This is a genomic window from Granulicella aggregans, assembly GCF_014203275.1.
Classification (GTDB): Bacteria; Acidobacteriota; Terriglobia; order Terriglobales; family Acidobacteriaceae; genus Edaphobacter.
This window is the reverse complement of the sequence record NZ_JACHIP010000066.1, coordinates 1-2,983: the sequence shown is the minus strand read 5'-3', so window position 1 is coordinate 2,983 and position 2,983 is coordinate 1. Positions and strand designations below refer to the sequence as shown.

The following is a 2,983-nucleotide window of genomic DNA, read 5'->3' as shown; positions in this document are numbered from 1 at the left end:
TATCGGCTCCTACAAGTCCCCTGGCCTGCAAGTCGGCTCGGATGAGTTGATTCAACTCTCGGCGTTCTTCCTGATCCTTAGCGATGACCACCGTGCTCGCTGGTCGCTCGGCAAAGGCGCTGGCGACGGCTGCGAGACGATGGTTTGGGTCTGCATACTCGTAGACCTGACCTTGGCTTTTTTGCTGTGAGGCGGGCTGAGGTGGACGGCGGAAGTCTACCGCAGTGGTCTTGCTGACTTCGGTTGCAAGGCGGGCTCCCAGCGTTTTGGCATCGTTGGTGTAGATCCTGGCGTCGTGCTCCGCTCGGGAGATTGAGACGTAGGCAAGCCTGGTGTTGATGAGGGAGCGCGACGATTCCGTGTCGATGTTCGCAATGACCCTGCCCTCGGTTAGCCCCTGCGAGACGTGGGATGTGACGGCATAACCATGATCGAAATGGCGCATCGTTGCGGGGTCGAACTGGATGGTGCGGGTTGTCTTGCCGTCCATCTGCACGGTGATCTGTCCGGTCTCAAGCTTCGTGATGGTTCCTAGATCACGGTTGTTCACACCGAGTGTCTTGTCTTTCGCGGTGAACTGGATGCGGTCGCCCTCCGCAAAATCCTTCTGCGTTACACGATAGGCATTCACTCCTTTGAGCCGCTTCGGGTCATAGGTTACGGCCTGACCGTCCTCGCGCTCGATCGTCACGGTGTTGTTCCTGGCGTCGGTCGACAATACGATCGCGGTGCTGTTCCTGGCAATGCCGTGGGATTTGCTCCCGGTCTCGTACTTGAGTACGTCACCGGCCTTGTACCGGGCAGCCCACTCACGATCTGCCCCGGTCATGTCGGAACGATGAGCAAGGATAGAGAACTTCTGATCCTCGGCTCCTAGCTTTCCGGCGTTCTTGAGTTCGACTCGGACGGCTTCATTGATGAGCTGGCGACTGCGGTTGTCGGGCGAGACGATGATCGTGTTCTCAGGCGCTCGGGCGTAATCCTTCGCGATCGCAGCGATACGCTGGTTCGGGTCCGCGATCTGCGTGACCCGGCCCTGATCGGCAAGCATCTGGACACCTTTGACGGTCTCACTCTTAGCAAGGTGCTGGACCGCCTCAAGGAGTGCTGGGTTCTTTCGCTGCCTAACGATCTGGTCGAGCTGCGATGTCCGCATCCCGGCATCCTGCATCTGTTCGAATGGTCGACCCGCGTCCACCCCTTGATGCTGCGCGGTGTCTCCGATGACGAGTACGCGGTCTGTCGGCCCTATCTTTTCGAGGAAAGCCCGCATTTGTTTGGTGCTGGCAAGGCTCGACTCGTCCAGCATGTAGAGATGTCGGCTGGCAGGCGCACTCGGGTCTTGCTGCTTCCGCGCGAGGAAGCTTTGCAGCGTGGTGGCCTCGATGCCTTCTTGTCTGAGCTGCCCAGCGGCCCGCGAGGTTGGGGCAAATCCCTCGACCTTATAGCCGTTGGCTTCGGCTCCCTCCCGGATGCTCGAAAGCACGCTCGTCTTCCCGGTTCCTGCGAGCCCCTGAACGCCATGAATGCGATCGGTTGAGGTAAGAACTTCCTGGATGACCGTGCGTTGGGCTTCGTTCATGAATGCCCGTCTTGCGGCCTGAGCTGCGGCCTGGTCGGAGGACACTATCGGCTCCACGGCGTTCTGCCCGGCCATGACGTGCCGAATGTTCGCCCGCTCGTTGGCGATTGTCTCTGGGGTCGTAAAGCTGCGTCCCGTCGCGTGTTTCTCGCCCTTTAGCTCGCGAAAGTCCCCCTGAATGTGGCGGGCATCGAACTCGGCTTTGACGTGTGCGTAGGTCGTCTCGCCCATGCCGCGGCGAAGTGCGTCCCGCATCAACGTGCGCTCGTCTGTGACAGCTTCGCGCTCGAAGTTGCTGCTCCTGGCGTAGGTCACGGCCTCCTTCGCTCTGGCGATTTCTTCCGGCGTCAGATCTTGCATCTTGGTCTGCTGTATCTTCGCTCGCTCGCGGGCTTCTCTCACGACTGTTTCAGCCTGGTCGCCGAACGTTGCGGCTAGCGTTCGGTGCGCCTCTACGACCTCCTCGGGAGAGACTATTTGCTTTTTGTCGCGGGTCGCGTGCGCAGCGATCTGCGAGGCCTCCGCACCGCTGTAACCGGACTTCGCCAGATGGTCTTTGATCTGTTGGGAACGGGGGCTCGAAGCGTCCAAATACTCCTGGGAGTACCCCTTGATCTCGGGCGCTCCGCTCTTCCCTGCCTCGATCTCATACCCCAGCTTACGGAGCTGGTAGGTGAGGGCCGATTGGTATACGGCAGTGGCAAAGTTTTGGCTGTCGAACATGCTTTGAGGCTGGAGTGCGCGCGTGGTTCCGTCCGCGCGTTGGGTCACATTCATGATGAAGACGTGAGTATGGAGCTGGGGAGCGGCGTAGCCGTCGACGGGACGGGCGGTATCGTGTTCGAACTTCGCGGCGATAAATTTGCCCGTCGTCTCGGCTGGGTTATTCCCTCCGATCCTGGCCTGCGTGTAGCGTTCGAGTTCTGCAAGCGCGGCAGTCACGGCGGCGCTGTGGGCCTCGCGAACACGCTCGTCACCCCCGACCAACGCCGTCAGCGAAACGGACTTTGGCGCTGAAAAGGTAGCGTCCCAACCGGCGCGGTGTTCGACAGCTTTGGTGGTCGTACCGTCCGCGTTCTTGTACTCCTGGGCTGCCCGGTGCTTCACCATCTCCTCCCCCGTTTCTGGGTGTCGGCCCTCAGTGAGCCGAGTAAATTCAGCCGAGGTGACTGCACCAGACAGACCCATCTTGCTAGCGAGCTGGCCCTGCCATTCGCCCTCTACAGCGCCGTCCTGTTTGTAGTAACTCTGGGTGCCCGAGGTGAACTCCATCTTGTGGTACGTCTGAGCCTGGCCTGAGCTGAGAGCCTTCGAAATACTGAGCATGGAGTCCTCCTTTTTGCCCTAGAGCTGGCGACCGCGTGGGGTTACTTGGGGTTGGTTTCCTGCTCCGAACGGCGG

1 protein-coding gene is annotated in these 2,983 nt (G+C 60.3%); it reads right to left on the bottom strand.

The window, feature by feature from the left end; all coding sequences use genetic code 11:
- Positions 1-2,908 (bottom strand): MobF family relaxase (gene mobF / locus HDF16_RS30005; protein ID WP_184224618.1); only part of this gene is annotated, 2,908 nt, incomplete at its 3' end.
- Positions 2,909-2,983: the final 75 nt, after the last annotated feature.